This is a genomic window from Blastochloris tepida, assembly GCF_003966715.1.
GTDB classification, from domain to species: domain Bacteria; phylum Pseudomonadota; class Alphaproteobacteria; order Rhizobiales; family Xanthobacteraceae; genus Blastochloris; species Blastochloris tepida.
On sequence record NZ_AP018907.1, the window covers coordinates 1991259 to 2006202 of the forward strand.

Annotated in this window: 14 protein-coding genes; 2 read left to right on the plus strand and 12 right to left on the minus strand. The window is 68.9% G+C overall.

Features of this window, described 5'->3' with window-relative positions:
* Nucleotide 1: 1 nt before the first annotated feature.
* The 6 genes from BLTE_RS09160 to BLTE_RS09190 all read right to left on the minus strand — a co-directional run bounded on the left by BLTE_RS09160 (nt 2) and on the right by BLTE_RS09190 (nt 5049).
* Nucleotides 2-715, minus strand: a complete 714-nt coding sequence (locus BLTE_RS09160; protein WP_126399583.1) for a PulJ/GspJ family protein — start codon at nt 713-715, stop codon at nt 2-4.
* On the minus strand, nt 712-1071 hold the full coding sequence (locus BLTE_RS09165) for a hypothetical protein (RefSeq protein WP_126399586.1): 360 nt from the start codon (nt 1069-1071) through the stop codon (nt 712-714). Before BLTE_RS09165 ends, BLTE_RS09160 begins: the two co-directional genes overlap by 4 nt.
* Before the next feature lie 127 nt (nt 1072-1198).
* Nucleotides 1199-1618, minus strand: coding sequence for a type II secretion system protein GspH (locus BLTE_RS09175; protein WP_244599938.1), 420 nt, complete (start codon nt 1616-1618; stop codon nt 1199-1201).
* A gap of 37 nt (nt 1619-1655) precedes the next feature.
* Entirely contained in the window at nt 1656-2132 is a 477-nt protein-coding gene (gspG, locus tag BLTE_RS09180; RefSeq protein ID WP_126399595.1) for a type II secretion system major pseudopilin GspG, read from the minus strand.
* A 17-nt stretch (nt 2133-2149) separates the two neighbouring features.
* Nucleotides 2150-3364 carry a type II secretion system F family protein gene (locus BLTE_RS09185; RefSeq protein ID WP_126399598.1) on the minus strand — a complete coding sequence of 405 codons (1215 nt, stop codon included), beginning with the start codon at nt 3362-3364 and terminating at the stop codon, nt 2150-2152.
* Between the two features lie 2 nt (nt 3365-3366).
* A complete protein-coding gene (locus BLTE_RS09190; protein WP_126399600.1) occupies nt 3367-5049 on the minus strand; it encodes a GspE/PulE family protein in 1683 nt (560 codons plus the stop codon).
* A gap of 356 nt (nt 5050-5405) precedes the next feature.
* Between BLTE_RS09190 and gspD the strand changes: the two genes are divergently transcribed.
* On the plus strand, nt 5406-7691 hold the full coding sequence (gspD, locus tag BLTE_RS09195; protein ID WP_244599940.1) for a type II secretion system secretin GspD: 2286 nt from the start codon (nt 5406-5408) through the stop codon (nt 7689-7691).
* Between the two features lie 128 nt (nt 7692-7819).
* Complete coding sequence (locus BLTE_RS09200; protein WP_244599941.1) at nt 7820-8374, plus strand: tetratricopeptide repeat protein; 555 nt, start codon at nt 7820-7822, stop codon at nt 8372-8374.
* On the opposite strand, the gene BLTE_RS09205 is transcribed toward BLTE_RS09200, so the two are convergent.
* From BLTE_RS09205 to ntrX, 6 genes are all read right to left on the minus strand, one after another.
* Nucleotides 8368-8994: a prepilin peptidase gene (locus BLTE_RS09205; RefSeq protein WP_126399606.1), complete on the minus strand. Its 627-nt coding sequence runs from the start codon at nt 8992-8994 to the stop codon at nt 8368-8370. The genes BLTE_RS09200 and BLTE_RS09205 overlap by 7 nt on opposite strands.
* A 150-nt stretch (nt 8995-9144) precedes the next feature.
* Entirely contained in the window at nt 9145-10623 is a 1479-nt protein-coding gene (locus BLTE_RS09210; protein WP_126399608.1) for a substrate-binding domain-containing protein, read from the minus strand.
* Nucleotides 10624-10781: 158 nt separating this feature from the next.
* Nucleotides 10782-12158 (minus strand): GTPase HflX, encoded by a 1377-nt coding sequence (gene hflX, locus BLTE_RS09215; protein ID WP_126399611.1) that lies wholly within the window; start codon nt 12156-12158, stop codon nt 10782-10784.
* A complete protein-coding gene (gene hfq / locus BLTE_RS09220) occupies nt 12159-12419 on the minus strand; it encodes an RNA chaperone Hfq (RefSeq protein WP_126399614.1) in 261 nt (86 codons plus the stop codon).
* Nucleotides 12420-12600: 181 nt separating this feature from the next.
* Nucleotides 12601-13458 carry a D-amino-acid transaminase gene (locus tag BLTE_RS09225; RefSeq protein ID WP_126399617.1) on the minus strand — a complete coding sequence of 286 codons (858 nt, stop codon included), beginning with the start codon at nt 13456-13458 and terminating at the stop codon, nt 12601-12603.
* Nucleotides 13459-13575: 117 nt separating this feature from the next.
* Nucleotides 13576-14943, minus strand: a complete 1368-nt coding sequence (gene ntrX / locus BLTE_RS09230) for a nitrogen assimilation response regulator NtrX (RefSeq protein ID WP_126399620.1) — start codon at nt 14941-14943, stop codon at nt 13576-13578.
* Nucleotide 14944: the final 1 nt, after the last annotated feature.

Below are 14944 nucleotides of genomic sequence, written 5' to 3' on the forward strand. Positions count from 1 at the left end.
GTCAGCGTCCCCGCCGGCCGACCGGCGCACTACCCTGCGCCTGGGCGCCGGGCGGAACCGCCGGCTCCTCCGGCGGCTCCGGCTCCGGCGCGCCCGCCTGCACATGCACCAGCGTCGCCGTCGAGACGTCCAGCACGCGCTCGCTCCCAGCATCGCGCACGGTGAAGCGCACCGCCAGCGGCAGGCTGCCCATCTTCTCGTCCCAGGCGCTGCGCCAGCCGCCCTCCGGCCCGGCATAGGAAAACACCACGCGGAACGGCGCGCGCAGCAGCACCACCGGATCGGCGAACGGGATGCGGTCCAGCGAATTGGTACCGAGCGGCAGCGGCACGAACGGCGCGCGCGTGCGCACCAGCGCGCGGCCGAGCTTGTCCGCCGTCTCGGCGATGCGCACCACCTCCAGGCCCGGCCTGGTGTTCGGGCCGATCGCCGTGCGCACGAAGATCACCGACAGTTCGTTGCCCACGAACAGCGGCTGCACGTGCTGGCGGTTGGGCGCGACATGCTGGGCGGCGGAAAGATCGGCCGACAGCCGGTCGAGCGCCACCGCCACCTGCTCGTTGCGCTGAATGCGCCCCAGCCCACGATTCCAGTTCGGCAGCCACTCGGCGGTGACGGCGGCGAGCGCGCTCATGATCAGCCCCATCAGCGCCATCGCCACCAGCGCCTCGAACAGCGTGAAGCCGGCTTCGCTCCCATTTCGCGAACGGATCATTGGCCGGGCCTCGGCATCAGCCGCACCGTCTCGACCGCCAGCACCGCGCCCGAGGGCGCGCGCACCCGCGCCACCACGCGCTGCGGCATCCAGGGCGAGGCGGCGACCGGCTGGCCGCCGCCGCCGAAATAGGGCGCCGTGTCGACACGCCAGCGATAGGGGCCGACCTCGCCGCTGAGATTCCCGCGCGACAGCTCCGCGCGGTTCAGCGCGGTGGCGGCGATGAAGCGCGCGGTCTCGACCAGCGCCACGTGCTGTTCCAGCGTGCGCGTGCCGGTCGCGGCCGTGGCAACCAGCGATCCGATCGCTGCCAGCGACACCGTCACCAAAGCGAGCGCCGCCACGGCCTCGATCATGGTGAAGCCGGCCTCGCCCTTCCGCTTCGAGCGTCCGACGATCCGGCTGGAACGGCCGGACGCTCTCGCTTCCTCGTTTGTCGCATTCTCTTTCGCAAAACCGGTTCCCACTTTTGCGGAGAATGCTCTAACTCCGACCGCGCGCGACAATGTCGATGCCTCCCGTCAGCCAGTTGACCCGCACGTCGAAACCGGTGCCGAACCGCATCAGCCGGATGACGCCGCCGCACGACATGCCGCTTCCGAAGAAGCTGATGGTCGACAGCGCCGGCCGGCCCTCGCAGGTCTGCGGCAGCAGCGCCTCGAACGCCACGTCCTCCGGCAGACGAAGCACGCGGCCGCTCGATCCCGAGATCATCGTCCGGCCGGTGGCATCGACCTGCGCCGCCACCTGCCGGCGATGGCGGATGGCGGCGGTGCGGTCGGCCTTGAGCAGCGCCGCCGCCTCCAGCGCGTAGGCCTCCAGCCGCGGCTGCGTGGTGCCGCGCGGCACCCGCGGCACCAGGATCGCGGCCAGCAGCGCCACCATGGCGACGACGCACACCATCTCGATCAGCGTGAAGCCGGCGTCGCCCCGCGCGAACCTAGTTTGAAGCCGACGAGATGTCGGCGGCAGGCCCGCTGCCGCCCTCCTGCCCGTCGGCGCCCAGGGAGCGCACCTCATAGGCGCTGCGTTCGCCCGGCGATCTGTAGACATAGGAATTCCCCCACGGATCGTTGGGGACGGTGCCGCCCTTGAGATAGGGACCGTTCCACCCGCCCGCGCCGCCATCCGGGCGCACCAGCGCGGTGAGGCCCTCCGCGCTCGACGGGTAGCGGCCGACATCGAGATAGAACAGATCGAGCGCGCTGGAAAAACTCTGGATCTGGATCTTCGCGGCCTTCATCTTGGAGTCGCTCAGATAGTTGAGCACGCGCGGGCCGACCAGCGCCATGATCATGCCGATGATGGTGATCACCACCAGCATCTCGACCAGCGTGAAGCCGCGCTGGCAATTGCTTCGCCGCCGGCCGGCGCGGCGCGCGGCGCCGTTCGCTGCGTTTCCCACCCGAAGCCTCATCGTCTCCCCTCTCCCACTCATCCCACGATTTGACTGACCGACAGCAGCGCCGTCATCACCGACACGATCAGGCCGCCGACCACGACGCTGATGACGACGATGGCCAGCGGCCCAATGATGCCGACGATGCGGTCGAGATGGCGCTGCAGCTTGGCCTCGTAGAAATCGGCGACACGGCCGGCCAGCACCGGAAGCTGCCCGGTCTCCTCGCCAAGCCGCAGCATGCGCACCGCCATCGGCGGCAGGATGGCGGTCATGGCCAGCGCATCCGACAGCTTGCCGCCATGGCGCACCCGGTCGGCCATCGCCGTCCACACGTCGAGGCTGCCGGTCACCGCCATGATGTCGACAAGGATGCGCAGCGTCGCCGTCAGCGTCACGCCGCTGCCGAGCAGGATGCCGAGGTTGCGACAGAACAGCGCCGTGCGATGGAAGCCGAACACCGTCGCCACCCCCGGCAGCCGCGCCACCCCCGATACCACAGCCGCGCGCACGCCCGGCCGGCGCCAGGCGAGCCAGCCGCCGATCACCAGCGCCGCCGCCGCGATGGCGATCTCGATCCCGTTTGCACGCAGGAGATCGGACAGCGCGAGGAACGTCTCGATCACCGGATCGGTCTTGGCGTTGAAGTCGTGCAGCACCGAGGAGAACTGCGGCAGCACGGCGACGACGAAGAACACCAGCACGCCGCCGGCCGCCAGCAGCACGAAGGCCGGATAATGCAGCGCATCGGTAAGCTTGCGGCGCAGCGCCTCGGCACGCACCCGCTCATTGCCCAGCATTTCCAGCACGTGATCGAGCGTTCCCGACATCTCGCCCACCCGCACCAGCGCCACATACATCGCCGGAAACAATGCGGGATGACGGCCGAGCGCCTCGGCGAAGCTATCGCCGCCGAGGATGGCGGCGCGGATCTTGACCACAGTCGGCCGCAGCCGGCCGACATCCATGTCGTTGGCGAGAAGATCGAGCCCGTCGTCGAGCCGCGCGCCGGCCTTGAGCAGCAGCGCGAGGTCGCGGGTGAACACCGTCACGTCCTCGGCCCTGGGCCGCGAGAGCATCGCCAGCGAGAACGACGACAAGGCCGCCGAGCCGTCCTCCGGCGCGGTCTCGATTGGCACGAGTCCGAGATATTCGATGCGATGGGAGACTTCCGCCACGCTGGGGGCGGCGATCGAGCCGGTGACGATCTCGCCGGTCTGGGTCAGCGCGCGGTAGCGGAAGTTCGGCATGGTCAGCGCACCGTCGTCACGCGCAGCACCTCGGCCGGCGAGGTCAGGCCGGCGCGGCACTTGGCGAGGCCGTCGTCGATCATCGTCGTCATGCCGTTCTCGATCGCCACTCTGTCGATCGACGCCCAGTCGGAGGCGGAATCGACGAGGCTCCGCACCTCCCCGGTCATTTCGAGAATCTCGAACACGCCGAGCCGGCCGCGATAGCCGGTGCCGCCGCAGCGCTCGCACCCCGCCGGCTCGAAGATCGTCTCGCCGGACGCGAGCCCCAACGCGGCGTAGCGCGGGTCGGCGGCGATGTCGGCCTCGGTCAGCGCGCGCGGCGCCTTGCAGCGCTCGCAGAGCTGGCGCACCAGCCGCTGCGCGATCACCGCGCGCAATGTCGAGCGCAGCAGAAAGGCCTCGACGCCGAGATCGAGCAGGCGCGGCACGGCGGCGGCGGCCGTCTCGGTGTGCAGCGTGGTGAGCACGAGATGGCCGGTGAGCGCGGCGTGGATGGCGATGTGCGCGGTCTCGGAATCGCGCACCTCGCCGACCATGATGACGTCCGGATCCTGGCGCACGAAGGAGCGCAGCGCCGCCGCGAAGGTCAGCCCGATCGAAGGCTTCGCCTGCGTCTGGCTGATGCCGGCGATCTCGTATTCGACCGGATCCTCGATGGTGAGGATCTTGCGCGTCGGCTCGTTGAGGATCGACAGCACGGTGGCGAGCGTGGTGGTCTTGCCGCTGCCGGTCGGGCCGGTCACCACGATCATGCCGTGCGGCAGCGTCAGCAGGCGACGCAAGGTTCGCTCGTCACGCTCCGAGAAGCCGAGCTTCTCGATCGCCAGCAGGCCGCGTTCCTTCGACAGCAGGCGGATGACCGCGGACTCGCCGTGCTGGGTCGGCATGATGGCGACGCGCACATCGAGCTCGCCGCGCGACAGCCGCACGCGGGCGCCGCCATCCTGCGGAACCCGCCGCTCGGCGATGTTGAGGCCGGACAGGATCTTGATGCGCGAGATGACGGCCTGCGGCAGCGCGCCGGCCGGCGTCGGCACTGTGCGCAGCAGGCCATCGACGCGCATGCGGATCACCAGCGCGTTGCGGCCGGGCTCGATATGGATGTCGCTGGCGCGCAGCTCCGCCGCGGTCTCGAACAGGTCGTTGACCGCGCGCACCACCGGCGCGCCGCTGGCGAGATCGCGCAAGGAATCGATGTCGTCCTCGTGCGCCGGGCCGCTGACGGTGCCTTCGGCAGGCCCCGCCTGCTCCTCGCCCAGACGCTGCTCCAGCGCAGTGGCGATGTCCTCGAAGCTGGCGATGCGGATCGCCAGCCCCTCGCCCAGCACGATGGTGGCGGCGCGGATGGCCGCCGTGTCGGTGGGATCGGCGAGCGCGATCGACGGCGCGTTGTCCGTGCCCGCGAACGGATAGATCATCACCTCGCGCAGGAAGCGGCGCGAGAACTGCTGCACCAGCGGCCGCGCGGCGAGAAGGTCGGGCAGCGCCAATCGCGGCAGGTCGAAGAAGCGCGCCACCTCGTCGGCGAAGTCGGAGGCCGACAGTTCGCTCGCCTCCCACAACTTGCGCAGGCCGCGCCCGCCGGCCGCGCCCGACGCCTCCTGCTGCATGCCGGCCGGCGCCGGCTGGCCGGTGCGGCTCCGCAGGTGGGTCGCGAAATCGCCCGCGCGCGCATCGACCATGAGCGTGTACCGAATTGGGCGTGTACCGAAGTGGGCGTGTTCCGAGAACGCACGCAATGCCGCCGGACCGCGACCGGCAGCGCGGCAATCGCGCCCTTCTATCACCGGCTCCGTATTGGATTTGTGACGCTGCCGCGACCGCGCTGCTTCCGTGCGCGTCGCGCAGTCGTTGCCCACACGCCGCGCCAATATGCCTGTCACATTCGACGGCTAAAATCCGTCGAGCCTGGGGTTCGCGCGGCGACGTGCGGGCCCGTGTCAGCGTTGAAGTCGAACAGGTGAGACAGGTGCAACAGCCAATCCGCCGAGACCCGGCGCGTCGTTGCGGATTGCTGGTCGTGTGTTCGGCAATCTGCATGACGCTGCTTGCGGCCTGCAATGCGGTGCCGATGGGCCCCGACGACGGGCGCGAGCCGGACGTGTTCGACAAGGTCCGGGCGATCGATCTGTGGCCGCGCTTTCCCTCGGAGGTGCGCCAGGGCGAGCCCAACAGCGGCAAGCGCGTCGCCACCGCAATCTATGCCGGCGACGAGACGGCGGCAGCCACCAACCCGCCGCAATCGCAACCCTCCGCCGACGGCCAGAGCTACGACCTCAATTTCGAGAACACGCCGGTGGCCTCGGTGGCCAAGGTCGTGCTCGGCGACATTCTCGGCACGGGCTACACCATCGATCCGCGCGTGCAGGGCACGGTGAGCATGGCGTCCGGCCGGCCGATCGCGAAATCCGACATCGCCTTCGTGCTGGAGAATGCGCTGCGGCTGAGCGGCGTCGCGCTGGTGCGCGATCCCGCCGGCTATCGGCTGATGCCGCAGGCCGAGGCGGTCGGCACCGGCAGCATCGATGCCGCCGGGCGGGCAGAGCCGGGCTACGGCATTTCGGTGGTGCCGCTGCAACACGTGTCGGCGCCGACGCTGCTGAAGCTGGTCGACAGCTTCGCCACCAAGCCCGGCATGGTGCGCGCCGAGCCCGGCCGCAATCTCATTATCATTCAGGGCACCGGCAGCGAGCGGCGCAACGCCATCGATCTGGCGCTGAGCTTCGATGCCGATTGGATGCGCGGCCAATCGGTCGGCATCTTTCCGGTGCAGAACAGCAATCCCGAGCCGATCATCTCCGAGCTGGAGAAGATCCTGGATTCGGGCGAAGGCGGCCTGAGCCAGAACGTGGTCAAGTTCCAATCCATCACCCGCATGAACGCGGTGCTGGCGGTGACGCGCAAGCCCGAGGCGCTGCGCACGGTGGAGACCTGGATCCGAAGGCTCGACGAGGCCGATACGGCGCGCGCCGGCGTGCGTGTCTACACGCTGAAATATGGCGAGGCGCGCCACATCGCGCGCATCCTCAACGAGATGTTCGTGGGTGGCGGCGGATCGTCGGCGTCGTCCTCGCTCGACAGTGCCAGCAACCAGCTTGCGCCGGGCGCGGGCGCCTCCGCCAGCTCCAGCCTGGGGTCGGGTTCAGGCTCGGGCAGCGGCTCGAATTCCAGCCTCACGCGCCTGTCGGGCAGCAACAGCCAGTCGTCCTCCAGCGCGTTCGGGCAGCGTTCGCAGAGCGGCAGCGACAGCGCCAGCGCCTCCCTCTCCGGCGGCGGCGGCCAGGGTGGGCTCGGCCTCACCTCGGCTGTGTCGTCGGGGGCCGTGTCGTCGGGCGGCGGCGGCACGCCGATCATGCAGAACGTGCGCATCACCGCCAATCCGGTCAACAATGCGCTGCTGATCTATGCCAACCAGGAGAACTTCACCATCATCGAGCGCACGCTGCGCCAGATCGACCGGCCGCAGCTGCAGGTGGGGATCGATGCCACCATCGCCGAGGTGACGCTCAACGACAACCTCACCTATGGCGTGCAGTTCTTCCTCACCAGCAAGAATCTCGGCCTGCCGGCGGACCGCGGCTCGGTGCTCAACACCGCCGCCGCCACCGTCACCAAGACCTTCATCAACCGCGCCCTGCCCGGCTTCAACTTCCTGATCGGCCCGGAAGCGCAGCCGAACATGATCCTCGATGCGCTGCATTCGGTGACCGACGTCAAGGTGCTGTCGAACCCCTCGGTGGTGGTGATCGACAATGAGGTGGCGACGCTGCAGGTGGGCGACGAGGTGCCGGTTTCGACCGGCAGCGCCACGGTGCTCACCACCTCCAACACGGTGGTCAACACCATCGACTATCGCAACACCGGCGTCATCCTGCGCGTGGTGCCGCGCATCAATGCCAATGGCACCGTGCGGCTCGACATCGAGCAGGAGATCAGCAACGTCGCCAACACCTCGACCGGCTCGTCGTCGTCCTCGTCGTCGAGTTCATCGAGCAACCTGACGCCGACCGTGTCGCAGCGCAAGGTGCGCAGCTCGATCTCGGTGGCGAGCGGCCAGACCGTGCTGCTCGCCGGGCTGATCAGCGAGCGCCAGTCGGGCGTGCGCGACGGCGTGCCGATCCTCGACCAGATCCCGCTGATCGGCGAGGCGTTCTCGCAGACCGGCAGGACGATCAACCGCACCGAGCTGATCATCTTCATCCGGCCGCAGATCATCCGCGACAGCGTCGATGCCCATTATGTCGCCGAGGAGCTGCGCACCAAGCTGCGCGGCACCATCGGCGCGGTCGGCGCCGGCGGGCCGCTGCTGCCGAACTATCGCTGAGCATTCTCCGCAAAAGTGGGAACCGGTTTTGCGAACGAGAATGCGATGAACGCAGAACTTTGAGCGGGGGTGTGCGATCGATGCGGACGAAAGCCGGCATGGATGAAGGCACGCAACGCCCAGCGCGCATGCGTCGAGGGCGGCCGCTGCTGGCGCTGCTGGCGCTCGGCGCGGTGATGCTCGCCAGCGTGCCGCCGGCTCATGCCGACAGCTTCGCATCCGGCCGCGCCGCCTATGCGCGCGGCGACTATGTGAAGGCGGCGAAGCTGTTCACGATGGCGGCCGAGCGCGGCAATGCGCGGGCGCAGGCGATGCTCGGCTTCATGTACGCCAACGGCCAGGGCGTGCCGCAGGCCTATGACGCCGCGGTCTACTGGTATCGGCTCGCCGCCGAGCAGGGCGAGAGCCGGGCGCAGTATCTGCTCGGCCTGATGTACGACAAGGGGCTCGGCGTGCCGATCGACGAGATCGCCGCGCACAAATGGCTGAACCTCGCCGCGGCCGGCGCCTCGCCGGCCAATCGCGAATTCTTCCTGCGGCTGCGCGACGCGGTGGCCTCGAAGATGACGCTGGGCCAGATCGCCGAGGCGCAATGGCTGGCGCTGGAATGGACCGAGCGCCGCAACGCCCCGAGCCTGCCACCGCCGCCTCCGGGCGCCGTCCCGATCGACCCGCTTCAGTAGACCACCGGCAGCGTCGCCTCGATCAGCCAGCCGAGCCACACCGCCGGTGCGAGGAACAGGCCGAACGGCAGCCGGCCGGTCGGGCGCAGCCGGCGGCGCTGGCCGCGGCGGCGGAGCAACGCGTGGCGCACCGAATAGGCGGCCAGCGCCGACAGCGCGGCGATCTCGACGGCAAGCGGCATGACGAGCCAGCCGAGCCACACGCCGGCCACCGCCGCCAGCTTGACGTCGCCGAGGCCGAGCCCTTCGCGGCCGCGCAGCCGCAGATGGATCTCGCGCAGCGCCAGGAACATCAGACCCAGCACGCCGCCGCGCAACGCCGCCGCGGCCAGCGCCTGCACCACATCGTCCCCCATCGCACCGGCGGCTGCGACCGCATGGACGAGGCCGAGCAGCAGCGCCGCGGCGTTGAGCGGATCGGGAATGATGAAGCGGCGGGCGTCGATGGCGGCGATCGCCACCATGATCGCCGCCAGACCGGCGCCGAGCCAGCCGGCGAGCCCCGGCACCGCGAAGATGCTGACGACGGCGGCAGCACCGGCAGCGATGGCGGGCAGCGTGGCGCCGCGTGCGCGATGCAGAAGTCGCGGTGCCGGCGTGTCAGACGTTTCCGTGGTCATCGGTCTTCCCAGCCCGCGTACAGCACGGCCTGCCTTCAAACGCATGCGCACCCGGCAAAACCGGGTGCGCACGTTTCGTGTTGGCCGGATGTCCGGGCCATACGGTTTCCGGCTGATCAAGCCGGAAACCGCATCAAGCAGGCCGCCGGATCAGGCGCCCGGCTTGCCGGCGCAGGCGCCGCTGCCGCCGACACCGATGCCGTCCGCGCCGAACGCCAGCGCCTGGATCTCCAGGAGCCAGTTCTGCGGCGGAAGGGCGAAGCCGTTGGCCTGGATGACGGCATTGGCAGTGCCGCTGGAATAGTGCCACTGCAGGTACTGCCTGATCACCGAGGCGTTGGTCGCGCTCGCGTAGCACTGATAGAGGTCGAAGAACGAGAAGCCGACGAGCGGATAGGCGCCCGGCAGCTTCGGGTTCGGGGCCACCGCCTGGAGGCTCCAGTTCAGCGGGTTGGTGCGGGTCGCGGCGGTGAACACCGGCGACGCCGACTGCATGCCGATCGCGGCGGCGGCCGCGGTCGGCGGGGTCCAGGTGGCGCTGCCGAGGTCGGCCTCGCTCTGCAGGTTGGCGGTCATCAGACCGGTGGGAACGACCGGCTTCACATAGTCGGAGGTCGAGTAGCCGATCGCGCCGTTGGTGGCGGTGATCGCCGCGACGACGCCGCTGTTGCCCTGGCCGCCGACGAAGGTGCCGCCGCCCGGGTTGGAGATCGCCGCGCCGCACTGGTCGACGGCGCCGGCATCCGGCCAGTTGTTCTTGTTGCTGCCGCGATAGGGCAGCGCCGGGCACTGGGCGACCGCCACCGTGTTGTCGGACCACGGGAACTCGTAGAGGGTGAGGGTCGCGTCGGTCTCGTTGGTCGGGCCGAACTCGCTGCCGCACTGGGCGGCGAGCGCGCTGGTCATGATGTAGTTGGTGCCGCTGCCTTCGGAGCGGTGAACCACGGTGATCGGGCCGTTGCCGAGCACGGTCCCGTTGTTGGCGGCGGTCAGGATCGGGTTGTTCCACTGGGTGATGTGGCCCGAGAAGATGCCGCACAGCGCCTTGCGCGACAGATTGAGGCCGCTGGTGCCGCCGGTCGGGGTGGCGTTGGCGATGTTCAGCGGGTTGCCGGTGCCGTCCTTGCCGTTGAACGCGATCGTCACCGGGCCGATGACCGCCGGGATCTGGATGATGCGGCCATAGTTCGCCGGGCCGTTATTGGTCTCGTAGAGGGCCTGGTCCGTGGCCAGCCACGGATCGTCGCTGCCGGCGAAGTGGAAGCTCGGATAGGGGTACTGGCCCGCCGTCGGCTGCTTGGTCGAACGGTAGGGAACGGTGTTCGAGCTGGAGGGGTTGCCGAGCTGGCTGGCGTCGTGCATCGCCAGCGCCTTCTTGCCCTTGCTCGAGCCCACCGGGGCGTAGAGCATCAGATACGGATAGGGCGGGTTCTGGATGGGGCAGCCCGCCGCATAGGCCGTCGGGCTCGGCAGGTCGGCGCGAACCGTCACGCAGTCGAACAGCTGACGATAGAGCGGCGCGGGGAAGGTGGCGCCGCCGCCATAGATCGCTTGCGCATTGGCCGACTCGACCGCGCCGAAGCAGGTCAAGGCGACAGTCGCCATCAGGCAGGTTTTCCAGTTATTCATTTCGAATGCTCCAGTAAATCGTATGCCGGCAAATTACCGATTTCGGCAAGACGCCGGCCGCAATAGCGATAGGAGCGCTGTGTGATCCTTTTATTTGGCTTTTACGAAATGTGTTTGAAATATGTATTACAGTATTAACTCTTGAGAACGCGCAGAGCCTATTCTGGAGGGAAATATGCAACCGGGTATCGGCGGTCGATTTCTTCCAGCCGCTCGGCCGGCACCCGCACCGTCACCAGGATGCGGCCGGTCTCAGCCTCGCTGGTGCGGCCTATCACGTCCGTATGACGGTAGAGCCACGCCAGACCTTCGCCGTCCTCGGGCGCCAGCGACAGCGTGCGGGTGATGCGGCCGGCGGTGATGCGGGCCTCGACCAGATTGAGCAGCGCCTCGACCCCCTCCCCGCCCAGCGCCGACACCAGCGCCGGCCGCTGGTCGGCAGGCCGGCGCTCCGCCTCGGCCTCGATGCGGGCGCGCGTATCGCCATCCAGCAGGTCGACCTTGTTCCACACCTCCAGTATGCGGGCGTGGTCGGCGGCATCGATGCCGAGCTCGCCCAGCACCTTCTCGACGTCCGCCGCCTGGGCCGCGGTGTCGAGGTGGGCGACGTCGCGCACGTGCAGGATCAGGTCGGCCTCGATCACCTCCTCCAGCGTGGCGCGGAACGCCGCCACCAGCGTGGTCGGCAGTTCGGAGATGAAGCCCACGGTGTCGGACAGGATGATGCGGGTGCCGTGCGGCAGGTCGAGCGCGCGCAGCGTCGGGTCGAGGGTGGCGAACAGCAGGTTCTCGGCGAACACCTCGGCCCGCGTCAGCCGGTTGAACAGGGTCGATTTGCCGGCATTGGTGTAGCCGACCAGCGCCACCACCGGGAACGGAACGCGCTCGCGGCTCTTGCGGTGCAGCGAGCGGGTGCGGGTCACCTGTTCGAGCTCGCGCTCGATGGCGGTGATTCGTTCGCCGATCAGCCGGCGGTCGGTCTCGATCTGGGTCTCGCCGGGGCCGCCGAGGAAGCCGAAGCCGCCGCGCTGGCGCTCCAGATGGGTCCAGGAGCGCACCAGCCGGCTCTTCTGATAGTTGAGGTGGGCAAGCTCGACCTGCAGCGTGCCCTCGCGGGTGCGGGCCCTGCGGCCGAAGATTTCGAGAATCAGCGCGGTGCGGTCGATGACCTTGGTCTTCCAGGCCCGCTCCAGATTGCGCTGCTGCACCGGCGACAGCGCGGCATCGACATAGGCCAGCTCGATCCCCTCGGCCTCGACGGCAGCGGCGATCTCCTCGACCTTGCCCTTGCCGAGGAAGGTCGCCGGGCGCACCTCGGCGAGCGGCACCAGCGTGGCGATGGCGACGGCGAGGTCGATGGCGGCTGCGAGGCCCACCGCCTCGTCGAGCCGGGCCTCGGGCGTGCGTGCGCCCACCCCGCCCGGGCTCCTGTCGCGGGTGCGATAGGGCACGAGCACCGCGGCCCGCGTCGGCGCCTGCCGCGTATCGCGGGCGGCACCGGGGGAATCGCGGCGCGTTTCGTCGCGGGGGGTCAATTATTCCTTCTCTGTCCCGCCTGCGTCGTCGGCTGCCTCGAACAACTGGACGGGTTGCGCCGGCATGATGGTCGAGATCGCATGCTTGTAGACAAGCTGCGAATGCCCATCCCGCCGCAACAACACGCAGAAATTATCGAACCACGTCACCACGCCCTGCAACTTGACGCCATTCACCAAAAAAATGGTGAGTGGAACCTTGTTCTTGCGGACGTGATTCAGAAACGTATCTTGCAAATTCTGTGCGCGTTCGGCCGGCATTACTTGGTCCATTATCTGTCGATTCGACTGCGACGAACCGGTTATTATTTTGCCCCGCAGAGCACGGTGCAGTTACGGCTGCGCCGAAGAGGTGGACGCCGACATTAGAGGCCAAACCGGCCCTTGCACGCAAGACGGAGGGCACCTTCCGGTCGCCTTCTGCCGCAATTTGTCCTTCCGGTCACGGCGCGATTTCGGCGACCTTGTGGAATTCCGTCCGCAACGCGCGCGCCGCCCGGCCCGGCTTGCCGTCGCCGACCACGCGTCCGTCGATACGCACCACCGGCATCACGCCGAGCGACGCCGAGGTGCCGAACGCCTCCACCGCGGCATAGGCCTCCTCGCGGCTGAAGGGCCGCTCCTCGACCGTCAGGTTCAGCCGGCGGGCCACCTCCAGCGTCACGGTGCGGGTGATGCCGCGCAGGATGCCGAACTCGGCCGGGCGGGTGATCAGCAGGCCCGTGGCCGACACGATCCAGGCGTTCGAGGAGCCGCCCTCGGTGATGAAGCCGTCGCGGTCGACGAACCACGCCTCGCGGGCGCCGGCCGCCTTGGCCGCCTCCTTGGCCAGACAGTTGGGCAAGAGCCCCACCGTCTTGATGTCCACCCGCTCCCAGCGGTTCTCGGGCAAAGTGATCACCGAGATCCCGGTCTCGGCGGTCTTCTCGGTCTTGGCGCGGTCGGCCGAGCGGGCGGTGACGACCAGCGTCGGCGCCACGCCGGCGGGGAACAGGAAGTCGCGCCGCGCTACGCCGCGCGTCACCTGCACATAGACCACGCCGTCGCGCACCCGGTTGCGGCGTACCACCTCGCGCATCACCACGCCGAGCGCGGCCCGGCTCATCGGCATCGCCATGCGCAATTCGCCGAGCGAGCGCAGAAGACGGTCGATGTGGCGGGTCTCGTCCACCAGATGGCCGTTGAGGATCTCGCAGACCTCATAGACGCCGTCGGCGAACTGGAACCCGCGATCCTCGATATGAACGCCGGCCTCCGCGTGCGGCACATAGAGGCCGTTGACATAGGCAATCCGCGACATGACTTGGGGCTGTCCTTTCGACTCGCTGATCGACCGCGCTCCAAGCACTGTGGCATGGCGCACGGGCGCGCTCCAGACCGGCCGGAGCACGGCAGCCGTGTCCGGACGGACGTATCGTCAGCCGATGCCGAGCGTCTTCAGTTTGCGGTGGAGCGCCGAGCGCTCCATGCCGACGAACTCGGCGGTGCGCGAGATGTTTCCGGAGAAGCGGCTGATCTGGGCGGCGAGATATTCGCGCTCGAACAGTTCGCGCGCCTCGCGCAACGACAGGCGCATGATCTGGTCGCCGCCGGAGCCGTTGGGCATGTTCGGCATCAGCGCGCCGACGTCCTGCGGCAGCATGCCGGCATTGACCGTCGCTTCCGGATCGCCGCCGGCCAGGATCAGCAGCCGCTCGACATTGTTGCGCAACTGGCGGACGTTGCCCGGCCAGTCGTGGGCCTGCAGCACCGCCATCGCATCCTCGCCGACGGTGCGCTTCGGCAGGCCGGTGGTCGCCGAGATCTGTTCCTGGAAATAGTCGATCAGCTCGGGGATGTCCTCGCGGCGCTCGGCCAGCGAGGGCACGCGGATCGGCACCACCGACAGGCGGTGGAACAGATCCTCGCGGAAGCGGCCGGCGGCGATCTCGGCCTCCAGATTGCGGCTGGTGGAGGAGATGATCCGCACATCGACATGCACGCGCGTGGTGCCGCCCACCCGCACGAAGTTCTGATCGACCAGCACGCGCAGGATGCGGTTCTGGGTCTCGCGCGGCATGTCGGCGATCTCGTCGATGAACAGCGTGCCGCCGTGCGCCTCCTCCAGCGCGCCGACGCTGCGGCCGCGCTGGTCGCCGCCCTCGACGCCGAACAGCTCGGTCTCCATCCGCTCGGGCGTGATGGTGACGGCGTTGGTGACGACGAACGGTCCGCCCGCCCGGCTCGACTGGTTGTGGATCATGCGCGCCGCCAGCTCCTTGCCGCAGCCGGAGGGGCCGACCAGGAGCACGCGGCTGTTGGTGGGCGCCACGCGCTCGATGGCGGTGCGCAGCTGGTTCATCACCGGGGAGGCGCCGACCAGCCGCTGGGCGATCGGCGCCATGCTCTTGAGCTCCTTGACCTCGCGCTTCAGGCGCATGGTCTCGATGGCGCGCTCGACGATCAGCACCAGCCGGTCGGCCTTGAACGGCTTCTCGATGAAGTCGTAGGCGCCCTTGCGGATCGCCGTCACCGCGGTCTCGATGTTGCCGTGGCCGGAGATCATCACCACCTGCACGTCGGGGTGGTTGGTCTTGATGAGATCGAGAAGCTGCAGGCCGTCGAGCCGGCTGCCCTCCAGCCAGATGTCGAGCAGCACGAGGTGGGGCCGGCGCTGCTCGATCGAGGCGAGCGCGGTGTCGGCGTCGCCGGCGACGCGGGCATTGTAGCCCTCGTCCTCCAGGATGCCTGCGACCAGCTCGCGAATGTCGGCTTCATCGTCGACGATCAGGATATCGGAAGCCATG

Excerpts from the sequence above, each read along its gene's own strand:
- BLTE_RS09160 (WP_126399583.1), bottom strand. The coding sequence starts at position 715 with ATGATCCGTTCGCGAAATGGGAGCGAAGCCGGCTTCACGCTGTTCGAG.
- BLTE_RS09190 (WP_126399600.1), bottom strand. The coding sequence starts at position 5,049 with ATGGTCGATGCGCGCGCGGGCGATTTCGCGACCCACCTGCGGAGCCGC.
- ntrX (WP_126399620.1), bottom strand. The coding sequence starts at position 14,943 with ATGGCTTCCGATATCCTGATCGTCGACGATGAAGCCGACATTCGCGAG.
- BLTE_RS09225 (WP_126399617.1), bottom strand. The coding sequence starts at position 13,458 with ATGTCGCGGATTGCCTATGTCAACGGCCTCTATGTGCCGCACGCGGAG.
- BLTE_RS09175 (WP_244599938.1), bottom strand. The coding sequence starts at position 1,618 with ATGGTGTGCGTCGTCGCCATGGTGGCGCTGCTGGCCGCGATCCTGGTG.
- BLTE_RS09210 (WP_126399608.1), bottom strand. The coding sequence starts at position 10,623 with ATGAATAACTGGAAAACCTGCCTGATGGCGACTGTCGCCTTGACCTGC.
- gspD (WP_244599940.1), top strand. The coding sequence starts at position 5,406 with ATGACGCTGCTTGCGGCCTGCAATGCGGTGCCGATGGGCCCCGACGAC.
- BLTE_RS09200 (WP_244599941.1), top strand. The coding sequence starts at position 7,820 with ATGCGTCGAGGGCGGCCGCTGCTGGCGCTGCTGGCGCTCGGCGCGGTG.
- hfq (WP_126399614.1), bottom strand. The coding sequence starts at position 12,419 with ATGCCGGCCGAACGCGCACAGAATTTGCAAGATACGTTTCTGAATCAC.
- BLTE_RS09205 (WP_126399606.1), bottom strand. The coding sequence starts at position 8,994 with ATGACCACGGAAACGTCTGACACGCCGGCACCGCGACTTCTGCATCGC.
- gspG (WP_126399595.1), bottom strand. The coding sequence starts at position 2,132 with ATGAGGCTTCGGGTGGGAAACGCAGCGAACGGCGCCGCGCGCCGCGCC.
- BLTE_RS09185 (WP_126399598.1), bottom strand. The coding sequence starts at position 3,364 with ATGCCGAACTTCCGCTACCGCGCGCTGACCCAGACCGGCGAGATCGTC.
- BLTE_RS09165 (WP_126399586.1), bottom strand. The coding sequence starts at position 1,071 with ATGATCGAGGCCGTGGCGGCGCTCGCTTTGGTGACGGTGTCGCTGGCA.